Below are 2,352 nucleotides of genomic sequence, written 5' to 3'. Positions count from 1 at the left end.
CCCGTTTTGCCCCACCCCACCCGGGGGGGTGGGTTGTCGCCCCGGCGGGGGTGATGTAGACGGGGTGGAGGGGGGCCGATTGGCGCCCCGATCGCCACGATGCGCAGCAGATCGCTCTTGGCCGCTCGCTCCCGGCACCCCACACAGGTGCGTTCGGGGCATGCGCGGGCTTGCGTCCGGCCAGACACGCTAAGTCTACCTCCCCGTACCGACCTCACCCCTTCGGGCGAAAAATCGAACGGATGTTGTCGCGATCTGCTGTCTTGATCCTGTCTACCGGTCGGTCAGCCTCGACCGGTACCGGATTTATTCCCCGTCCCGGGCCCGGTCGGCGTCCGGGGACACCTCCGTGTCGGGGCGGATGTCGATGCGCCAGCCGGTGAGCCGCGCGGCGAGGCGGGCGTTCTGGCCCTCCTTGCCGATGGCCAGCGACAGCTGGTAGTCGGGCACGGTCACCCGGGCGGAGCGCGAGTCCCAGTCGACGACCTCGACCTTGCTCACCCGGGCGGGTGACAGCGCGTTCGCGACCATCTCCGCCGGGTCGTCCGACCAGTCGACGATGTCGATCTTCTCGCCGTGCAGCTCGGCCATGACGTTGCGCACACGGGCACCCATCGGGCCGATGCAGGCACCCTTCGGGTTGAGGCCCGAACGGGTGGACCGCACGGCGATCTTGGTGCGGTGGCCGGCCTCGCGGGCGATCGCCGAGATCTCGACGCTGCCGTCCGCGATCTCCGGGACCTCCAGCGCGAAGAGCTTCTTCACCAGGTTGGGGTGGGTGCGCGACAGGGTCACGGACGGACCGCGGACACCCTTCGCCACCCGTACGACGTACGCCTTGATGCGCAGGCCGTGCGTGTACTCCTCGCCGGGGACCTGCTCCTGCACCGGCAGGATGGCCTCCAGCTTGCCGATGTCGACGAGGACGTTCTTGGGGTCCTTGCCCTGCTGGACGACGCCGGTGATGACGTCGCCCTCGCGGCCGGCGAACTCGCCGAAGGTCAGGTCGTCCTCGGCGTCGCGCAGACGCTGGAGGATCACCTGCTTGGCGGTCGTCGCGGCGATCCGGCCGAAGTCCGACGGAGTGTCGTCGAACTCCTTGGCCTCCTGCCCCTCCTCCAGGTCCCGCGGGTCCTCCGTCGCCCACACGACGACGTGACCGTTGGTGCGGTCCAGCTCCACGCGCGCCCGGCGGAAGCTGCCCTCGGTGCGGTGGTACGCGATGAGGAGGGCCGACTCGATCGCCTCGACGAGCAGGTCAAAGGAGATCTCCTTCTCCCGGACCAGACCCCGCAGGGCACTCATGTCGATGTCCACGGCTACGCCTCCTCTTCCTTCTTGTCCTTGCGGTTGAACTCGATCTCGACCCGCGCCTTGGCGATGTCGGAAAAAGCAATGCGACGGGCGGTGGCCTTGCGGCCCTTCACGCCCGGGACCTCCAGGTCCATTCCCTCGTCGTCCACGTCGAGGATGCGTGCGATCAGTTCCCCGCCCTCGGCGAGCTGGAACTTCACGAGGCGGCCGATCGCCCGTACGTAGTGACGGTGCTCGGACAGCGGGCGGTCGGCGCCCGGCGAGCTCACTTCGAGGACGTACTCGTCCTCACCCATCACATCGGATTCGTCGAGCTTGTCGGAGACCTCCCGACTCAGCTCGGCACACGCGTCCAGCTCCACGCCCTCGTCGGAGTCCACGATGATGCGCAGCATCCGGCGCTTGCCGGCCTTGGACATCTCGACGTCCTCGAGATCCAGGCCCCTGGCGGCGACGAGCGGCTCCAGCAATCCGCGCAGCCTGTCGCTCTGGGTGGTGCTCATCCGGGTGACTCCTCGGCCGCGTGTGCTGTTGTGGTTTACGTCGCGTGTCAGGTCAAAGGGTATCCGGTCGCAGAGGGTGTTGCCGTCCGTCGTGCACAGGGGCCCCCGGGTACGGTGATCACACCTTGTCCCGCCTTCACTCCGAGGACGTCGCCGTGCCCTGGACTCCGCCTTCGCGGCCCTCTCGCAGGAGCCTGCTCGCCGGCGCGGCCGGCGCGGCCGGCGCCGTGCTGCTCACCGGGTGTTCCGACGACGGGGACGGTACGTCCGCCACCGCCACCGGGGTTCCACTCGAACGGCGGATGCGCGAGACGGCCGTTCGAGAGAGCAAGCGGCTGCTGGAACGTTACGACGCCACGGCCGCCGCCCATCCGGCCCTGGCCGGACGGCTCGCGCCGCTGCGCTCCGCGGTCGCCGCGCACTGCGCGGCGCTGGCCTCCTCGGACGGTGCGGGCGCCGCGCCCTCCGCCGCGCCCTCCGCCGCACCGTCGGGCAAGCGGTCCGCCAAGCCCTCCGCCCCGCCCTCGTCGTCGGC

Annotated in this window: 2 protein-coding genes and 2 pseudogenes; 1 reads left to right on the top strand and 3 read right to left on the bottom strand. The window is 70.0% G+C overall.

Going from position 1 to position 2,352, the window contains the following annotated elements; genetic code table 11:
- The 3 genes and pseudogenes from ACFXA3_RS39585 to rimP all read right to left on the bottom strand — a co-directional run.
- Positions 1 to 188: pseudogene (locus ACFXA3_RS39585) on the bottom strand (hypothetical protein); the annotation flags it as partial.
- 118 nt (positions 189 to 306) lie between these two features.
- On the bottom strand, positions 307 to 1,317 hold the full coding sequence (nusA, locus tag ACFXA3_RS39580; RefSeq protein ID WP_030298321.1) for a transcription termination factor NusA: 1,011 nt from the start codon (positions 1,315 to 1,317) through the stop codon (positions 307 to 309).
- 2 nt (positions 1,318 to 1,319) lie between these two features.
- Positions 1,320 to 1,817, bottom strand: a complete 498-nt coding sequence (gene rimP / locus ACFXA3_RS39575) for a ribosome maturation factor RimP (protein ID WP_385195779.1) — start codon at positions 1,815 to 1,817, stop codon at positions 1,320 to 1,322.
- A 125-nt stretch (positions 1,818 to 1,942) separates the two neighbouring features.
- Between rimP and ACFXA3_RS39570 the strand changes: the two are divergent.
- Positions 1,943 to 2,352 (top strand): annotated as a pseudogene (locus ACFXA3_RS39570) (hypothetical protein); the annotation flags it as partial.

Origin of the sequence: Streptomyces sp. NPDC059456 (assembly GCF_042750055.1) — a bacterium.
Taxonomy (GTDB): domain Bacteria; phylum Actinomycetota; class Actinomycetes; order Streptomycetales; family Streptomycetaceae; genus Streptomyces.
Note: the sequence above shows the minus strand (reverse complement) of the source record. Positions and strands in the feature narration are given on the sequence as shown.

Coding starts and splice junctions, on each gene's coding strand:
- rimP (WP_385195779.1), bottom strand. CDS start 1,817: ATGAGCACCACCCAGAGCGACAGGCTGCGCGGATTGCTGGAGCCGCTC.